17 protein-coding genes and 1 tRNA gene are annotated in these 16,095 nt (G+C 72.7%); 8 read left to right on the plus strand and 10 right to left on the minus strand.

All coding sequences use genetic code 11. The features are described from left to right. Window positions 1-29: 29 nt before the first annotated feature. Both ACN27B_RS08170 and ACN27B_RS08175 read left to right on the plus strand, forming a co-directional pair. On the plus strand, window positions 30-641 hold the full coding sequence (locus ACN27B_RS08170) for a permease-like cell division protein FtsX (RefSeq protein WP_422744207.1): 612 nt from the start codon (window positions 30-32) through the stop codon (window positions 639-641). Further along, window positions 638-1,222 carry a SigE family RNA polymerase sigma factor gene (locus ACN27B_RS08175; protein ID WP_253866134.1) on the plus strand — a complete coding sequence of 195 codons (585 nt, stop codon included), beginning with the start codon at window positions 638-640 and terminating at the stop codon, window positions 1,220-1,222. The genes ACN27B_RS08170 and ACN27B_RS08175 overlap by 4 nt, the downstream gene beginning before the upstream one ends. 65 nt (window positions 1,223-1,287) lie before the next feature. On the opposite strand, the gene ACN27B_RS08180 is transcribed toward ACN27B_RS08175, so the two are convergent. Then, window positions 1,288-1,374: transfer RNA gene (locus ACN27B_RS08180), tRNA-Ser, on the minus strand. A 75-nt stretch (window positions 1,375-1,449) separates the two neighbouring features. Here ACN27B_RS08180 and deoD point away from each other — a divergent pair. Next, window positions 1,450-2,157: a purine-nucleoside phosphorylase gene (gene deoD / locus ACN27B_RS08185; protein WP_091568373.1), complete on the plus strand. Its 708-nt coding sequence runs from the start codon at window positions 1,450-1,452 to the stop codon at window positions 2,155-2,157. Window positions 2,158-2,343: 186 nt separating this feature from the next. On the opposite strand, the gene ACN27B_RS08190 is transcribed toward deoD, so the two are convergent. The 4 genes from ACN27B_RS08190 to ACN27B_RS08205 all read right to left on the minus strand — a co-directional run bounded on the left by ACN27B_RS08190 (window position 2,344) and on the right by ACN27B_RS08205 (window position 4,124). Beyond that, window positions 2,344-2,871, minus strand: coding sequence for a nucleoside deaminase (locus ACN27B_RS08190; protein WP_371682311.1), 528 nt, complete (start codon window positions 2,869-2,871; stop codon window positions 2,344-2,346). Window positions 2,872-2,938: 67 nt separating this feature from the next. Then, on the minus strand, window positions 2,939-3,463 hold the full coding sequence (locus tag ACN27B_RS08195; protein WP_091568366.1) for a tRNA adenosine deaminase-associated protein: 525 nt from the start codon (window positions 3,461-3,463) through the stop codon (window positions 2,939-2,941). Window positions 3,464-3,584: 121 nt separating this feature from the next. Beyond that, complete coding sequence (locus ACN27B_RS08200; RefSeq protein ID WP_172967891.1) at window positions 3,585-3,755, minus strand: hypothetical protein; 171 nt, start codon at window positions 3,753-3,755, stop codon at window positions 3,585-3,587. 72 nt (window positions 3,756-3,827) lie between these two features. Next, window positions 3,828-4,124, minus strand: a complete 297-nt coding sequence (locus ACN27B_RS08205) for a hypothetical protein (RefSeq protein WP_091576827.1) — start codon at window positions 4,122-4,124, stop codon at window positions 3,828-3,830. 334 nt (window positions 4,125-4,458) lie between these two features. On the opposite strand from ACN27B_RS08205, the gene ACN27B_RS08210 reads away from it, so the two are divergent. Together ACN27B_RS08210 and ACN27B_RS08215 are read left to right on the plus strand one after the other, a co-directional pair. Continuing rightward, window positions 4,459-5,085, plus strand: a complete 627-nt coding sequence (locus ACN27B_RS08210; RefSeq protein WP_422745875.1) for a M23 family metallopeptidase — start codon at window positions 4,459-4,461, stop codon at window positions 5,083-5,085. 58 nt (window positions 5,086-5,143) lie between these two features. Continuing rightward, window positions 5,144-6,214 carry a PHP domain-containing protein gene (locus ACN27B_RS08215; protein WP_396823181.1) on the plus strand — a complete coding sequence of 357 codons (1,071 nt, stop codon included), beginning with the start codon at window positions 5,144-5,146 and terminating at the stop codon, window positions 6,212-6,214. 4 nt (window positions 6,215-6,218) lie between these two features. On the opposite strand, the gene ACN27B_RS08220 is transcribed toward ACN27B_RS08215, so the two are convergent. Then, window positions 6,219-7,196, minus strand: coding sequence for a DMT family transporter (locus ACN27B_RS08220; RefSeq protein WP_422744211.1), 978 nt, complete (start codon window positions 7,194-7,196; stop codon window positions 6,219-6,221). A 90-nt stretch (window positions 7,197-7,286) separates the two neighbouring features. Here ACN27B_RS08220 and ACN27B_RS08225 point away from each other — a divergent pair, with 90 nt between their 5' ends. After that, window positions 7,287-7,910 (plus strand): Uma2 family endonuclease, encoded by a 624-nt coding sequence (locus ACN27B_RS08225; RefSeq protein WP_218012420.1) that lies wholly within the window; start codon window positions 7,287-7,289, stop codon window positions 7,908-7,910. 74 nt (window positions 7,911-7,984) lie between these two features. Next, on the plus strand, window positions 7,985-9,655 hold the full coding sequence (locus tag ACN27B_RS08230; protein ID WP_099163320.1) for a DUF885 domain-containing protein: 1,671 nt from the start codon (window positions 7,985-7,987) through the stop codon (window positions 9,653-9,655). Window positions 9,656-9,718: 63 nt separating this feature from the next. Here ACN27B_RS08230 and ACN27B_RS08235 read toward each other — a convergent pair whose 3' ends face one another. From ACN27B_RS08235 to nudC, 3 genes are all read right to left on the minus strand, one after another. Beyond that, a complete protein-coding gene (locus ACN27B_RS08235) occupies window positions 9,719-11,257 on the minus strand; it encodes a DUF6114 domain-containing protein (protein WP_099163319.1) in 1,539 nt (512 codons plus the stop codon). A gap of 80 nt (window positions 11,258-11,337) precedes the next feature. Continuing rightward, window positions 11,338-11,889, minus strand: a complete 552-nt coding sequence (locus tag ACN27B_RS08240; protein ID WP_099164878.1) for a DUF6230 family protein — start codon at window positions 11,887-11,889, stop codon at window positions 11,338-11,340. Window positions 11,890-12,340: 451 nt separating this feature from the next. Further along, a complete protein-coding gene (gene nudC, locus ACN27B_RS08245; protein WP_422744214.1) occupies window positions 12,341-13,267 on the minus strand; it encodes an NAD(+) diphosphatase in 927 nt (308 codons plus the stop codon). 186 nt (window positions 13,268-13,453) lie between these two features. Here nudC and ACN27B_RS08250 point away from each other — a divergent pair, with 186 nt between their 5' ends. Beyond that, on the plus strand, window positions 13,454-15,271 hold the full coding sequence (locus tag ACN27B_RS08250) for a VanW family protein (protein ID WP_422745877.1): 1,818 nt from the start codon (window positions 13,454-13,456) through the stop codon (window positions 15,269-15,271). A gap of 65 nt (window positions 15,272-15,336) precedes the next feature. Here the strand turns inward: ACN27B_RS08250 and ACN27B_RS08255 are convergent, their stop codons facing one another. Continuing rightward, entirely contained in the window at window positions 15,337-15,963 is a 627-nt protein-coding gene (locus tag ACN27B_RS08255; RefSeq protein WP_355520396.1) for an NADPH-dependent F420 reductase, read from the minus strand. Window positions 15,964-16,095: the final 132 nt, after the last annotated feature.

Below are 16,095 nucleotides of genomic sequence, written 5' to 3' on the forward strand. Positions count from 1 at the left end.
TGGAAGCCGTCGGACACCAGGAGTGAGCTGTGGACCAGAACCTGCACGTGCTCTTCGAGCGGGCGCTCGGCGTCGAACCCGCGCCCCCGACCGGAGAACTGGCCCGGGAGGCCATGACGGCGGGAGCGATCCTGCGGCGCAGACGCCGCCTACTCGCCGGCGGTGCGGCAGCCGGCTTCGCCGCGGTCGCCGCCGCCATGGTCGCGCTGAACCTGCCCCTGACGCAGGGGGCGCCCGTGCCACCGGTGGTGGCGGCCGGGGCACTGATGCCTGCCACGAGCGCCGCCTGCGACCGGCAGGGCGGACACGCGACGGCCGACGTCCGGGTCTTTCTGCGGCAGGACGTCACCGATCAGCAGCGGCTCGACCTCCAAGACACGCTCCGATCCGATCCACTCGTACGCAGCGTGACATTCCAGGGCCAGGACGAGGCGTACGCCAGGTTCAAGGAGATGTACAGGGACAATTCGGATCTGGTCAATGCGGTCAAGCCGGAGCAGATGCCCGAGTCCTTCCAGGTCACACTCGCCAGGGCGGGGGACGCCGCCCGGCTCATCGCGGACTTCCACGACAGGGACGGCGTCGATCAGATCCTGGGCGGTCCGTGTCCGGCGCGCCCGGAATCCGGGGAGGGTGAGTGACCAGCGGCCAGATCGACGTGCGCGCCACGCCGTCCGCCGAACGCCCGGCCGGCCCACTGGCCCGGTGGAGCGCCGCCCGCCGTCGTGAGCGCAGCACCCGGGACGAGGACTTCAGCGCGTTCGTCGCGGCGACCGCACCCCGGCTGAGACGGACCGCCTACCTCATGTGCCGGGACTGGCACCTCGCCCAGGACCTCGCCCAGATCACGTTTGCCAAGATGTACGCCTCCTGGGGCCGGGTCCGGCACAGCGCAAACCTCGACGCGTACAGCCGTCGGGTGCTCATGAACGCCGTCTTCGACCAGCGAAGCCGGCGCAGCGACACCGAGGTGGTCTGCGCCGACCTGCCGGAACGGCCGGAACCAGCAGCGACGACCGACCTGCACGTCGCATTGATGTCCGCACTGGCGACACTGCCGATCCGGGACCAGGCGATCGTGGTGCTGCGACACTGGGAGGACCAGAGCGTCGCCACCGTCGCCAGGATCCTGGGGATCTCCGCTTCGGCGGTGAAGATGCGCGACGCCCGGGCACTGGGGCGGATCCGCACACTGCTCGGCGACGACTTCACCGGGAGCTGACCCGGAACGCGGAACGCCCGGTGTGATCCTCACGGATCGCACCGGGCGTTCTCGCTGTTCACGAGCGGTGGCGGCGGGATTTGAACCCGCGGAGGGCGTAAACCCTCACACGCTTTCGAGGCGTGCTCCTTAGGCCACTCGGACACGCCACCGCCGACGAGGGTACAGGACCACCGGTCTGGACGCCGAACCGGTATCCCTCCGGCCGGCCTGGCAGGATCTTTGCCATGAGTACGCACATCGGCGCTGAGCCGGGAGAGATCGCCGAGCGGGTCCTGATGCCGGGCGACCCGCTGCGGGCCAAGTGGATCGCGGAGACCTACCTCGAGGAGGCCCGCTGCTACACGACGGTGCGCGGCATGCTGGGCTTCACCGGGCGGTGGAACGGCGTCGACGTCTCCGTCCAGGGTTCCGGCATGGGCATGCCGTCCGCCTCCATCTACGCCCACGAGCTGGTCAACGAGTACGGCGTGAAGTCGCTGATCCGGGTCGGGTCCTGCGGGGCCCTGACCGAGGACCTGGCGCTGCGCGACGTGGTGGCGGCGATCGGCTCGTCCACCGACTCGAACATGAACCGGATGCGTTTCGACGGGCTGATCGACTACGCCCCGGTGGCCGACTTCGGGCTGCTGCGTACCTCGGTCGAGGTGGCCGAGCGGCGCGGCATCAGCATGCGGGTCGGGCCGATCCTGGCCGCGGACGCCTTCTACACCGACCGGCCGGACCTGTACGACACGCTCGCCGACTACGGCGTGCTGGCGGTGGAGATGGAGTCGGCGGCGCTCTACACGATCGCCGCCCGGTTCAAGGCCCGCGCGCTGACCATCCTGACCGTCAGCGACCACATCAAGACCGGCGAGAAGACCACGTCGCAGGAGCGTGAGCAGACCTTCGGCCAGATGGTCGAGATCGCCCTCGACACCATCATCGCCTGACCGATCCGTTCCGCCGACCGCCCCGTCACCACCAGGTGCCGGGGCGGTCGTCGTCCGGGCCGCGACGGGTTCCGGTTCGGGCGTCATGACTCAGCGGCATAAATATGCCTCAGAGTCATATCGCAGGAAAGCAACATGCCCGTCGGGCCGCGACACGCCGCGACCGACGCGCCGCGGCGCACCCGGTCAGCGAAAGAACGCGCGCAGCAGCGCCGCGCTCTCCACCTCCAGCACACCCCCGTACACCTCGGGGCGGTGCGTGACGCGGCGGTCGCGCAGCACGTCCCAGAGCGAGCCCACCGCACCCGTCTTCGGCTCCCACGCCCCGAACACCACCGTCGAGACCCGGGCCAGCGCGATCGCACCGGCGCACATGGTGCACGGCTCCAGCGTCACCACCAGGGTGCAGCCGTCCAGCCGCCAGCGGCCCAGCCGCTGCGCGGCCCGGCGCAGCGCCAGCACCTCGGCGTGCGCCGTCGGGTCGCCGGTCAGCTCCCGCTCATTACGCCCGATCGCCAGCTCGGCGCCGTCGGGGGCGTAGAGCACGGCGCCGACCGGCACGTCGTCGGCGTCCTCGGGGGTGTCGCCGTCCGGGCCGGTCACCGCGACCTCCAAGGCCCGGCGCATCCACAGTTCGTGCCGCTGCCGGCGACCCAGCTCGCCGGGCCCGGCCAGCCACTCGTCGGCACCCGGCCCCGCGCCCGGCGGTCCCACCGTCTCCAGCGCCGGATCGGTGGCGTCGACCGGTTCCGCCGCGCCGGGGGTGACCGACTCGCCCGGCTCAGACCTCACGCAGCTCCTCGACGTCGTCCGCGCAGCCGAGCACCTGGCAGATCTCGGCGGTCACGTCCGCCGGCATGGAACCCTCGTGGGCGCAGAGCGCGAGCAGCTTCTGCGCCGGGATGCCCAGGTCGGCGAGGAGGTCGGCGTCGCCCACCGGGTCGGCCTCCGGGTCCACGGCCGGCTGCTCGCTGTCCTCGTCGCCGCCGGTCGGGCGCGGCTCGTCGACATCTTCCAGCCCGGTGACCGAGGTCTTCAGGTCACCCACCAGCAGCGCGCCCAGCCGGGACTCCTCCGCGTAGGCCGAGTCGGAGCCGAAGACCCGCAGGTCCTCCCCCTCGTCCAGGCGCAGGATCACCAGGTACGTGTCGTCCGCCTCGACGAAGAGCAGGGAGAGGTCGGCGTCCGGCTCGACGTCGCGCAGCCGGTCGGCCACCTCCTCGATGTCGGTGACGCCCCGCAGGCTCACCTCGCCGGCGGTCCAGCCACCGTCGACGCGCGCCACGGCAGCAGCGAAGTACGACACGGTCCCCCCAAATTGGCCTCGGCAGCACGCCGACACGTCACGCGATGCACGTTAACCGGTCGGGTCGGCGGGCGACCGGTCAACGCCCCGTAAGGGGCCGGCCGTTCCTGGAGAAAGTGGTTCAGCCGGCGACGCGCCGACGGGTGGCGATCAGCTGGCGCAGCCGCTCGGTGCGCGCCCGCTGCGGCCGTTCGCGCTGCTGTACCGCACGCGCACCGGCCAACTCGGCGAGGAGTTGCAGGCGACGGCGGCTCCGCTCGGGGTCGAGCCGCGGCGGTGTGGTCCAGGCCATACCGCGAGCGTGAACCGTCACCACGCGTTCGTCAAGATGGTCTTCGCTACGCAGCGAAACCGGCACCCAAGGTCACCAGAGCGGCCAGTCGCCGGACTGCGCCCACCGCACCGCGACGACCGCGGCGGCGATGCTCCAGCCGCCCGCGGTGACGATGGCCACCCCGGTCGCCACCCCGCGGTCGCCGTGGCGGACCAGCGCCGCGGCGGCCGCCCAGGCCACCCCGCCGGCGAACAGCGTCCACCACGCGTAGCCGGGCACATCGCGGCCGACCAGCCCGAACAGCAGCAGCCAGGCGAACGCGGCCACCGCGCCCACCGCGACGCCGCCGCCGGTGACCGGGTGCGGTTCGCGGTAGCTGGGCCGCATGGGCCCGCCGGACGGGAAGAGCCCCGACGGCGTACGCGGCGGCGGGTGCGCCACCCCCGGACCGGGCCCGTCGGGTACGCCGTACCACCCGTTCGCCACCGCTGCCCCCTTCCCGGACGACCCACCTCGACAACCACGCACAGTCACCGATCTATGCGGCCGACTCTCGGCGTTCGTCCCCACGGTAGTGGTCTGCCAGGATGATCGGATGCGCTCGCCATCGATCGGACGCCGCACGCGTCCGGCGTACCCGGTCCTGCTGCTCGTGGCGGCGCTGGCCGCCGGGTGCGACCGCCCCGCCGCGCCCGCCGACGCCTGGCGGGACCCGAGCCCGATGGTGACCGCCGCTCAGCCGGCCGAGCCGGCGAGTCCCCGCCCGACCCCGCCGGCCGCCTCCTCCGCCGCCCCGACGCCGACCCGCACCGACGTGCGGCGGGTCTTCCCGGTCCGGGCCGGCAACGTCGACTACCACCCGACGCACGGCGGCTATCCGGGCACCGACCTCTTCGCCGACTGCGGCGAGCCGGTCGTGGCGGTCACCGACGGCGTGGTCCTGGAGGTCAGCCGGGTGGACCGGTTCGACAAGCGCGGGCCGCTCGGGCCGAACAACGGCGGACTCTCGGTGTCGCTGCTGGGCGACGACGGGGTGCGCTACTACGGCTCCCACCTGAGCGCGATCACCGCCGGCGTCGACGCCGGCGTACGCGTGCGCGCCGGCCAGCAGCTCGGCAAGGTGGGCCGCACCGGCAACGCCAACAACGTCTGCCACCTGCACTTCGGGCTGTCGCCGAAGTGCACCGGCACGAGCGACTGGTGGATCCGGCGGGGTGTGGTCTGGCCGGCGCCCTACCTGAACTCGTGGCGTAAGGGCGGTAACCGGTCGCCGGTCGCCGAGGTCACCGCCTGGCAGCGCAAGCACGGCTGCCCGACGTCGCCCGGCCGGTCGGCCGTCGGCGGCTGACCCCGACGCGCGGTGCGGGGCCGCCCGGCGGGCGGCGCGAGCGCGTAGGTTCCAGGGCATGACTGCCCGGGACCCCATCGCCGACCTGCGCCGGATCGCGTTCCTGCTGGAGCGGGCGAACGAGGCCACCTACCGGGTCCGGGCGTTCCGGTCGGCGGCCGCGGCGCTCGGCGCGCTGCCCGCCGGGGAGGTGGCGGAGCGGGCCCGCACCGGCAAGCTGACCGAGCTGGCCGGCGTCGGCGACGTGACCGCCCGCTGTGTCGTCGAGTCGCTGGCCGGCGAGGAACCCGTCTACCTGCGCCGGCTGGTCGCCACCGAGGGCACCGACCTGGACGAGGAGGCGGCGCGGCTGCGGGACGCGTTGCGCGGCGACTGTCACACCCACTCCGACTGGTCCGACGGCGGCTCGCCGATCGAGGAGATGGCGCTGGCGGCGGTCGAGCTGGGGCACGAGTACCTGGTGCTCACCGACCACTCGCCCCGGCTCAAGGTGGCCCGGGGTCTCACCGCCGACCGGCTGCGCCGGCAGCTCGACCACGTGGCCGCCGTGAACGAGGCGCTGCCGAAGGGCTTCCGCATCCTCACCGGCATCGAGGTCGACATCCTCGCCGACGGCTCGCTGGACCAGGACGACGAACTGCTCGCGCGGCTGGACGTGGTGGTCGGCTCGGTGCACAGCGGCCTGAGCGACGACCGGGCGCGGATGACCCGCCGGATGCTGGCCGCGATCGGCAACCCGCACCTGGACATCCTCGGCCACTGCACCGGCCGGATGGTCTCGTCCCGGCCGGCGGGCGTGACCGGGCCGGGCGACCGGGGCCACCGGGCCCGCACCCGCAAGGAGAGCGAGTTCGACCCGGACGCCGTCTTCGCCGCCTGCGCCGAGCACGACGTCGCCGTCGAGATCAACTCCCGGCCGGAACGGCAGGACCCGCCGAAGCGGTTGATCCGCCGGGCGCTGGAGGCCGGCTGCCGGTTCGCGATCAACACCGACGCGCACGCGCCCGGGCAGCTCGACTGGCAGCGCTTCGGCTGTGAGCGGGCGGCGCGTTGCGGCGTGCCGGCGGACCGGGTGGTCAACACGTGGACGGCCGCCCGCCTGGTGAAGTGGACGGCGGGCCGGGGCTGAGCGGTCAGCCCCGGGCGGCCGGCTCGACAGTGCGGGCCGCGGGGGCCACCGGTTCCGGCCGGCGTCCACGCCTGCCGAACAGGCCCTGCGCGACCGCCACCCCGACGAGCACCACCAGCGCGCCGACCGGCTGGTGCCAGTTCATCCGCTCGCCGAGCACCACCGCGCCGACCAGCACCGCGAACACCGGGATCAGGTAGGTCACCGTGGACGCCGTGCTCGCCCCGGCCAACCGGATGTTGCGCATGTTGATCACGAAGGCCAGCCCGGTGCCGAGCGCGCCGAGCGCGAGCACGCTGGCCGCCACCCGCAGCGACAGGTCGGTCGGCATCGGGGGTGCCCCCGCCACCAGCGGCGCGACCAGCGCGAGCTGCGCGGTGGCCACGAGCAGTTGCGCCGCCGACAGCGACAGCCCGGAGTGCGCGCTGCCCGCGATGAACTTCTTCTGGTACGGGATCGCCAGGCCGTAGCAGGCCGCCGCCCCGAAGCACATGAGCTGGCCGGTGAAGTGGGCGCCGCCCACGCCCTCCCAGACGCCGAGCACCACCAGCACGCCGACGAAGCCCAGCCCCAGCCCGACGGCCCGCCGCACGGTCAGCCGCTCGGTGCGGAACACCAGCACGGCCAGCGGCAGCACGATCAGCGGCGTGGTGGCGTTCCAGATGCCGGCCAGCATCGACTCGACCCGCTGCTCGCCGAAGCCGAAGAGGGTGAACGGCAGCGCGACGCCCAACGCGGCGACCACCAGCATGTGCGCCCAGACCCGGGGCTCGCGGGGCAGCCGGTCACGCAGCACGGCCAGCACCACCAGAAGCGTGACCGCGCCGGTGGCGACCCGGAAGAGGGTGAGGTGCACGGGGTGCAGCTCGGCCACCCCCACCTTGATGAAGAGGAAGCTGGAGCCCCAGATGGCGGCGAGCGCGACGAACCCGGGCAGCCAGCTCCGCAGCGGCGCGCGGTCAGGAGTGGTCTCGACTGTCACCCCTGACACTCTGCCCCCGGGGTACGACGATGTCGCGCGAAATTCAGACGCCGTGTCGACCACCACAGCAACCGCCTTACAGTGGAGGCGTTGACCAGCCGAGGAGGTGAGACGTCGATGGCCATGCCCACGCCGTTCGATCCGCTCGTCGACTTCGACGGGATGTGGACCACCGAGCTCGCCGACCGTTACCTCCCGTTGCGCGAGCTGCCGAACGCGCGCTACGAGTGCATCGACGGAAGGCTGGTCATGACCCCCGCCGAGACCGGCACCAACAGCTATGCCGAGGGCGAGCTGCTGCATCTGCTCAAGCCCGCGGCGAAGGAAGCCGGCTACTACGTCTTCGGCCAGGTGAACCTGACCTTCAGCCCGGACCGCTGGATCCAGCCCGACCTCACCGTCCTGCACGCTCTGCCCGAGACCGACCAGGATGATCGCTGGATCCCGGTGCGGCTGTGCACCATGGCGGTCGAGTTCGTGTCGCCCGGCAGCCGCCGTCAGGACTTCGTGGACAAGCCCCGCCGCTGCGCCGAGGCCGGCGTCCCGTACTTCATGCGGGTGCAGGTCGTCCGCCAGATCCGTCACGTCGGCGTCGAGTTCCTCACCCTCCGCGACGGCGGCTACGTCAGCACGGCGCAGGCGGTCAGCGGCCAACGACTCAAGCTGGACGCACCCTTCACGATCGACTTCGATCCGGTCGAGTTGCTGCCCTGAGCCGTCGGGTCGCCGCCGGCGAACACGGCAAACGCTGTCGACACCGGGGTGGCCCGGTCACGTAGGGTTCGCCCGTGGGACGAATCGATGACCTCGCCAACCGGTACGTGGCCGAGTGGGCTCCGCTGAGCCCGACCGGCGCCACCTACGTCGGCATCGCCGGCTACGACGACCAGCTCGACGACCTCACGCCGGACGGCTACGCGGCCCGGGCGGACCTGACCCGGCGCACGCTGGGCCAGCTCGACGTGACCGAGCCGGAGACCGAGGCGGAGCGGACCGCCAAGGAGGCGATGCAGGAGCGCCTCGGCCTGGAGCTCGCCCGGCACGACGCCGGGGAGACCACCAGCGAGATCAGCGTGATCGAGAGCGGCCTGCACGAGATCCGGATGGTCTTCGACCTGATGCCGACCGACGGCGAGGAGGCGAAGGCCAACGTGGCCACCCGACTCAACCGCTTCGCCTCGGCGCTGGAGGGCTACAAGCGCACGCTGCGCGAGGCCGCCGCCGAGGGCCGGGTCAGCTCGCGGGTGCAGCTCGTCGAGGTGGCCAAGCAGTGCGACGTCTGGGTGGACCCGGAGGGCGACAACTTCTTCCACGGCCTGGTCGAGCGGCTCGACGCGGACGGCGCGCTCGGCGCGGAGCTGCGCAAGGGCGCCGCCGCCGCGACCGCGGCCACCGCCGAGTTCGGTCAGTTCCTCCGCACCGAGCTGGCCCCGGTGGGGCGGGAGAAGCAGGCCGCCGGCCGGGAGCGCTACGAACTGGCCTCGCAGTACTTCCTCGGCGCCAAGGTCGACCTGGACGAGACGTACGCCTGGGGGTTCGCGGAGCTGGCCCGTCTGGAGGCCGACATGCGGATCGTGGCCGGGCAGATCGCCGGTCCGGGCGCCACGGTCGACGAGGCCGTCGCCGCGCTCGACGCCGACCCGGCGCGGACCGTGCGCGGCAAGGAGGCGTTCCGCGACTGGATGCAGGAGCTCGCGGACAAGGCGATCACCGAGCTGAACGGCACCCACTTCGACATCCCGGAGCAGGTCCGCCGGATCGAGTGCCGGCTGGCGCCGACGAGCGACGGCGCCATCTACTACACCGGCCCGAGCGAGGACTTCTCCCGCCCGGGGCGGATGTGGTGGGCGGTGCCGCAGGGCATCACCGACTTCTCCACCTGGCGCGAGGTGACGACCGTCTACCACGAGGGCGTGCCCGGCCACCACCTCCAGGTCGCCCAGACGGCCGTCCGGGCCGACCTGCTCAACCGCTGGCAGCGGCTGCTCTGCTGGGTCTCCGGGCACGGTGAGGGTTGGGCGCTCTACGCCGAGCGCCTGATGGACGAGCTGGGCTATCTGGCCGACCCGGGCGACCGGCTCGGCATGCTCGACGGGCAGGCGCTGCGCGCGGCCCGGGTCATCGTCGACATCGGCATGCACCTGGAGCTGGAGATTCCGGCGGACAACCCGTTCGGCTTCCACCCGGGCGAGCGCTGGACGCCGGAGCTGGGCTGGGAGTTCATGCGGGCGCACTGCCGGGTGCCGGACGAGAACCTGCGTTTCGAGCTGAACCGCTACCTGGGCTGGCCGGGGCAGGCGCCCTCGTACAAGGTGGGCGAGCGGATCTGGTTGCAGGCGCGGGAGGAGGCGAAGGCCCGCAAGGGCGCCGACTTCGACCTGAAGGAGTTCCACCGCCAGGCGCTCGACCTGGGGGCGCTGGGGCTCGACCCGCTGCGCCGGGCGCTGGCCCGGCTCTGAGCACGGCGACGGCCGGGAGTCGGAGTTCCCTCCGGCTCTCGGCCGTTTCGCTGTCCGCGCCGGTCAGGCCAGGTCGACCCGGAGCACCGGCCGGGCGGTGAGTGACTTCGAGTTCTCGTACGCCAGCTCGATCACCGGGTCGGTGAAGCTGATCGGGATCGGCGAGGTGATCGGGATGCCGTCCGGGAAGGGCAGGTCCGGCGTCAGCGTGATCTTGATGCCGAGCAGGTAGCCGACGAACCGGGTGGCGTAGAAGGCGACGTCGCCCTCGACGGTGAGCCGGTCGGTCACGTACCGCTGCTTCTTGCCGGCCGGGCCGCTGGCCAGCAGCGTGAAGTCGTCGGTGACCGCCTTGTCCATGGTGAACTTCAGGCACTTGAGCGTGCCGTCGCGGGTGGGCAGCTCGACGATGCCCTCGAAGCGCAGCCCCGTCATCGTGACCTTGGAGCCGGTGAGCCGGGACGGCGGGTCGGCGACGATCGGCTGGTCGGGGTCGGCGGCCAGCTTGGGCAGCGGCTTGCCCTCCTCGACCGGCTTCGGCTTGGTCGGCGCCGGCTTGTCGTCGTCGCAGTCGGCGCCCGGCTCGGCCGGGGTCGACGGCTTGGCGCTGCCGCTGGGCTTCGGCGTGGCGCTCCCACTCGGGGTCGCCGCGGCGGCGGCCACGGCCGACGCGGACGGCGACGGCGACGGCTCGGCCTTGTCGTCGTCACCGCCGGTGAACAGGCCGGTGATGCCGTCGACGATGTCGGTCAGCAGGTTGCCGTCCTTCTCCTCCGCCGGCTCGGCCGGCGCGGTGGTGCTCGGACTGGCCGACGGGGAGGCCGTCGGGGTCTTCGAGGCGGACGGCTTGGGCGCCGGGGCCGAGGTGGTCGGGCAGGCCGCCGGCGCCGCGATCGCCGGCCGTTCGTCGCGGATCGTGACCAGTCCGGCCGCGGAGACGGCGAGGACCAGCAGGATCGCGTACGCCCGGGGCGGCTGCCCGGAACCACGCGGCGCGTCCGCGGGCGGCGCGTCCACGGCCGGTTCCGCCGGGGCCGACTCCCGCAGCGGGTTGCGCGGCTCCGGCAGGGTGTCGGTGAGCACCCCGGTGGTGTCGTCCTCCCGCTGCCGGGGCAGCAGCTCGTCGACCAGGGCCGGCTCCGGCTCGTCGGCCGGCTCCTCGACCGGCTCGTCGTCGGTCGGTTCCGCCGGAGGCACGTCGGCGGCCGGGCCCTTGCGCGGCACCCAGGCGAAACCGAGCGCGCTGCCGACCATGCCGAGCAGCAGGCCGATGAAGAAGCCGCCGAGGTTCACGCCGATCAGCGAGTAGAGCGCGGTGATCGCCGCGACCACCGCGTAGAACATGCGCTGCGCCGGGCTGAACCAGAGCAGCATGCCGCAGGCCACGAGGATGGTGGGGATGAGCCAGGACAGGAAGCCGGTGGGCCCCATCTGGAAGGTGAGGCCGTTGAGGCTCAGCTGGGTGGTGGCGAAGATCTCCAGGCCGGCCAGGGTGGTGAAGAGCCCGCCCCAGAACGGCCGCGCCCGGCGCCACCGGCGGAAGCCACGCCACGCCTGGCCGAGCCGACCGGGCCGGGCCTGCTGCGTTTCGGCGGTTGTCACGTACTCCTCCTGGCGGTGCTGACGGGGTGAGACATGGTCGAGGCCCGCGGAGGGCGCCCTCCGCGGGCCTCGAGTTCAGATCAGAAGCATTCCTTGGCGTCCTTGCCCACGTTGACCTTGAGCTTCAGGCCGTTGAGGGTGAAGACGCCGGCGCTGGTGGAACGGGCCACCTGCTCCAGGTCCGTGATGGTCACCGCGTCGGCGCTCTGGCCGAAGGACTTCGGCACGACCGGCTGCGCCGGGTTCATGGAGGCCGCGTCCCGGCCGATCTTGATGTTCTCGAACCGGGCGTCGCCCTCGAGCGAGTCCATGTCGATCAGCAGGTTGGTGGCCGTGGCCGGCTTGCCGCCGCCGCCGGCGTTGATGGTCAGCACGATCGGCACGCCGGGGATGCTGGCGTTGACCGACTGGCAGAGGTCGTAGAGCTTGGCGTCGGCGATCTCGGAGACGGCGACCGGGTGCTGGGTGCCGTCCGACTCCTTGGCGATGCCGCCGTACTGCTTGAAGCCGGTGCCCTCCAGCTTCGAGGCGCCGACCTTGAAGGTCTGGCCCGACACGGCGAACGACGCCGCGATGGCGCCGTTGGCCATACCCAGCACGATGCCGCCGGCCACGACGGTCGCGGGCACCATCACCGCGGCGAAGCGCCGCCAGCGGGTGCCGCCACTCAGCTCGCGGTTCTCCGATTCACTCACAAGGTCCTCCTCGACGGGGGTGCGTCTCCGGACGCGGGACGCGACGCGGGACGGAAAGCTGCGGGGCGGCGCGGGTGCCGTTGTGCCGAACGGGCCGCGCGGTCGCGGATTGGATGCTCTCGCGAAGCGACAGACCTCACAAGCCCCTTGCTACTGACGGGTAACACAGCTGTGGTATCAAGATCGCCTACGGTTACCATCGGTTAACGTCCCGGCGACAAGCGGCCCCGGGCAAACCGGCCTGATTACGACACGATGGCGCAGAGGTTTCACCTGTGGTAGCCATCACGGTCAAACATCACAGTTCGGTAACGGCCAGCTGACAAGCCGCTGAGGGTGAGGTGCCGATCACCCGTCCGGCCGACCCGCGACGACGACCGGAGACCGGTCAGCTCCGGCCGTCCAACCACGACCCCAGCAGGTGGCGGTCGATCGAGTCGATCCGGCCGAGCGGACGACCGGCGGCGACCCGGGCGCGCAGCTCGTCCCGGGTGAACCAGCGCGCCTCCACCACTTCCGCACCGTCGACCCGGACCTCCGTCGACGCCGCCGTCGCCCGGAAGCCGACCATCAGCCCGGCCGGGAACGGCCACGCCTGCGAACCCTGGTAGACCACCCCGCGCACCGCGATCCCGGCCTCCTCGGCCAGCTCCCGCCGAACCGCGTCCTCCAGGCTCTCGCCGATCTCCACGAACCCGGCCAGCAGCGACCACGAGTCCTCGCCGGCGCCACGGTGCCGGGCCAGCAGGCAACGCTCCGGCTCACCGGACGCCTCCACCAGCATGATCACCGCAGGTTCGATCCGGGGAAAGAGCAGCCGACCGCACCCACCGCCGGTGCAGGCCCGGGTGTGCCCGCCCGCCCCGGCGACCGTCGCCGCACCGCACGCACCGCAGAACCGCTGACCCCGGTGCCAGTGCAGCAACCCCTTCGCGTACGCCTGGACGGCCGCCTCGGCCGCCCCCAGCCCGCCCACCAGGGCCCGGACGTCCACCGCCTCGACGGCGCCGGCCAGGTCGCGAGCCTCGCCCTCGGCGCGGCCGGAGAGGTCGGCGGCGAAGACCGCCCGGCCCTCCGCCAAGCCGAGGAAGACCGTCTCGTCGGCGGCGGCGAGCAGGCCGGCCGCACCGACCACCGCCGGTCGCACCGGCGTCCGCCCGGCGTCGACGAGGCACCGGTCCCGCCACAGCGGCAGCACCACGCTCTCCGGATCGGCCAACCGCCCGGCCAGCCAGGCCGGGTCGCCGCGCAACGCCGCCGCCCGGTCCAGCCACCCACCGCCGTACGCGGCCACCACCCGGTCATCCGTCCGCACCCGCCCACCGTGCCACGACCGGCCACGGAGCGGGGGCCCCGAAACGGGTGACGGGTACGACACCGGCACTCGCCCGACACGACTGCCGGCCGGAGACTCCCGACCGGCTCGAGCGTTGGTTACCGTAGGTGTCTCCCGCGGGGGAAGCGGTCCCCGCGTGTCTTTCCGATCGAGGTTGCAGTGACGATGTACGGCGAGAAGATGCCGGCTGCCGACGACCGGCCCACCATCAAGGTGGCGGCGGTGAGCTGGCCCGGCGTCGAGCTGGAGCCGGTCGCCACACCGCCCGACACGGGCGGCGGGGAGAAGCCCGGGCGGTCCCGGCGCGGCCGGCTGCTGCTGGCCGGCGGGCTCACCGCCGCCGTGCTCGCCGCGGGCGTCGGCGTCGGCGCCTACGCCTACGCCGGCGACGTGCCCCGCGGCACCACCGTGCTCGGCACCGAGCTGGGCGGTCGGAGCCGGGCGGACGCGGCCCGGGCGCTCCGCGCCGAGCTGGAGCGCCGCGCCGAGACGCTGAACGCCCCGCTCACGGTGACCGTGGGCGAGAAGAAGACCGAACTGAAGCCGGCGGACGTCGGGCTCGCCATCGACGTGGACGCCACCGTCGCGGCCGCCGCCGCCGCCGACGCGCACGCGGTCAGCCGGCTCGTCGGGTCCCGCACGGTCGAGCCGGTGGTGACCGTCGATCCCGCCCGGCTGGAGGCCGCCCTGCGCAAGGCGATGGGTTCCCAGGGCCGGGAGATGACCATGCCGGCCATCATCTGGACCGGCACCACTCCCAAGCCCGTCTACCCGAAGCCGGCGCTGACCGTGGACACGGCCGGCGCCACCGAGGCGCTGACGTCGGGCTGGCTCGCCGCCCGGCCGGTCACCGTGCCGCTGGTGGAGAAGTGGCCGGCGACCACCCGCGAGGAGGTCGACCGCCTCGTCGCCGAGCTGGCCCGGCCGGCCGTCTCCGCACCCGTCACGCTCACCACCGACGGCGGGTCGGTGACCATCCCACCTGCCGCCATCGCCCGGTCGCTGCGCTTCTCGGCCGACGACGCCGGGACGCTCACCCCCCGGGTCGACGTCAAGCGGCTGCGTGCCGCGCTCGGCGGCAAGCTGGCCACGCTCGAGGTGGAACCGCGCGACGCCGGGCTGACCATCAGCGGCGGCAAACCCAAGGTGGTGCCGAGCCGTGCCGGTCGCCAGGTCGACGCCGCCGCGCTCGGCCCCGCCCTGCTCGCGGTGCTGCCCAGGTCGACCGGCCGCTCGGTCAGCGCCGAGCTCAAGCCGGCCGCGCCGGAGCTGACCGAGGCCGCGCTCGCGGAGCTGGGCATCAAGGAACGCGTCTCCACCTTCACCACCCGGTTCCCCGGCGGCCTCTCCTCGCCGCGCAGCCAGAACATCGTCCAGGCCGCGAAGGACGTGGACGGAACGATCGTGAAGCCGGGGGAGATCTTCTCGCTCAACGGACACACCGGTGAGCGCGGCTACGACCAGGGCTACCAGGACGCGCCGACGATCGTGGGCGGCAAGCTGGTGCCGGGGGTGGGTGGCGGTGTCTCGCAGTTCACCACCACGCTGTTCAACGCGACCTACTACGCCGGGATGCAGGACGTCGAGCACAAGCCGCACTCGTTCTACTTCAGCCGCTACCCGGCCGTGATCGAGTCGACCATCTTCTGGCCCCAGCTCGACTTCAAGTTCCGCAACAACACGCCGCACGGTGTGCTCATCGACACGTCGTACACGTCCAGCACGATCACCGTGTCGATCTGGAGCACCAAGATCTACGACAGCGTGAAGACCGAGTACGGCCCGCGTCGGAACATCACCCAGCCGAAGACCGTCTACCTGAAGCCCGGGCCGGACTGCATCGCCGCGGCGGGCAGCGTGGGGTTCGCGCAGGACGCGTACCGGGTGATCAAGAAGGACGGCAAGGTGATCAAGCGGGAGAAGTTCAGCTGGCGCTACGACCCGGAGCCGCGCTTCATCTGCGCACCCGAGCCGGGCGCCTGACCCGCGCACACGACGAGGCCCCGCCCGGCATGGCCGGCGGGGCCTCTCGCTGTTCTCAGTGGTTCTCAGGGCCGCGCCGCGGCCAGGCCCTCCCGTACGCCGTCCGCGTCGCGGTCGGTGCCGTAGACCGGCGTGTCCGGCTGCTGGCGCCAGCTCTCGTCCAGCGTGCCGGCGTCCACCGGGTCGAAGCCCAGCTCGTCCACCAGCCCCATGACGATCCGCTTGGCGTCCGCGTCGTCGCCGGCCACCGGCAGGGCGATCCGGCCCGCGGCGCCCGCCGGCTTGCCGTTGTCCATCAGGTGCGCGGCCTGAATGTTGTTGAAGACCTTGACCACCCGTGCGCCCTTGAGGTGGTCCGCCGTCCAGCGGCTCGAGCTGAGGCTACGGTCCAGCAGCTCCGGGATCTCACCGTCGCGCTGGGCGTAGTAGTTGTTCGCGTCGACGACGAGCTTGCCGTCGAAGAGCGCCGCCGGCAGCTGCGGCACCGCCTTGAGCGGGATCGCGACGACCACCAGCTCCGCGCCCCGGACGGTGTCCTCCAGCCCGGCCGCCCGCGCGCCGGTCTCGGCGGCGAGGTCGGCGAGGCTCTCCGGCCCGCGGGAGTTGGCCACCGTCACGTTGTGGCCCAGTGAACTCAGACGACGGGTGAGGGTGCCCCCGATGTGCCCCGACCCGATGATTCCGATCTCCATGACCACTCCTGTACCCCGGCCGGTCCGTCCCGATCACGAACCCGCCGTACGCCACGTCACGTTTCCGTAGCCGCCAGGGGCGGCCGGGCGCACGGAAGGATCCCCGACCGACGGTACGAGACAGCCCGGGCC

The sequence above is a fragment of the Micromonospora sp. WMMD754 genome (genome assembly GCF_049315235.1).
Classification (GTDB): domain Bacteria; phylum Actinomycetota; class Actinomycetes; order Mycobacteriales; family Micromonosporaceae; genus Micromonospora; species Micromonospora sediminicola.

Excerpts from the sequence above, each read along its gene's own strand:
- deoD (WP_091568373.1), top strand. The coding sequence starts at position 1,450 with ATGAGTACGCACATCGGCGCTGAGCCGGGAGAGATCGCCGAGCGGGTC.
- ACN27B_RS08210 (WP_422745875.1), top strand. The coding sequence starts at position 4,459 with ATGGTGACCGCCGCTCAGCCGGCCGAGCCGGCGAGTCCCCGCCCGACC.
- ACN27B_RS08255 (WP_355520396.1), bottom strand. The coding sequence starts at position 15,963 with ATGGAGATCGGAATCATCGGGTCGGGGCACATCGGGGGCACCCTCACC.
- ACN27B_RS08205 (WP_091576827.1), bottom strand. The coding sequence starts at position 4,124 with ATGCGGCCCAGCTACCGCGAACCGCACCCGGTCACCGGCGGCGGCGTC.
- ACN27B_RS08250 (WP_422745877.1), top strand. The coding sequence starts at position 13,454 with ATGTACGGCGAGAAGATGCCGGCTGCCGACGACCGGCCCACCATCAAG.
- ACN27B_RS08215 (WP_396823181.1), top strand. The coding sequence starts at position 5,144 with ATGACTGCCCGGGACCCCATCGCCGACCTGCGCCGGATCGCGTTCCTG.
- ACN27B_RS08200 (WP_172967891.1), bottom strand. The coding sequence starts at position 3,755 with ATGGCCTGGACCACACCGCCGCGGCTCGACCCCGAGCGGAGCCGCCGT.
- ACN27B_RS08240 (WP_099164878.1), bottom strand. The coding sequence starts at position 11,889 with ATGGTGCCCGCGACCGTCGTGGCCGGCGGCATCGTGCTGGGTATGGCC.